Origin of the sequence: Streptomyces sp. MMG1121, from assembly GCF_001280015.1 — a bacterium.
In the GTDB taxonomy this organism is placed as follows: Bacteria; Actinomycetota; Actinomycetes; order Streptomycetales; family Streptomycetaceae; genus Streptomyces.
On sequence record NZ_LGDV01000162.1, the window covers coordinates 1 to 229 of the forward strand.

Sequence of the window (229 nt, forward strand, 5' to 3'; positions counted from 1 at the left end):
CAGAAGCTGGCTGTCCGCCGTTCCCTTGTGCATCTGCAAGGAGACGAATCCCGGCTGGGCCTTCATGAACTCCGCCTGCCTCCGAAAGAGGGTCAGGAACGCTTCAGTCCTCTCCTTCGGAACGAAGAAGGTGTTGGCCAGCACGATGGGTCCGGTCTTCTCCTTGAACTGAGCGAACATCGGCGTATCCGGGTCCAGGCTCTGCAGCTTGGCCATCTTCGGTACTTCC

At 59.4% G+C, this 229-nt stretch carries 1 protein-coding gene; it reads right to left on the reverse strand.

What is annotated here, in order from left to right:
* On the reverse strand, positions 1 to 216 hold a 216-nt coding region (locus ADK64_RS15320), incomplete at its 3' end, for an antibiotic biosynthesis monooxygenase family protein (protein WP_199829622.1).
* Positions 217 to 229: the final 13 nt, after the last annotated feature.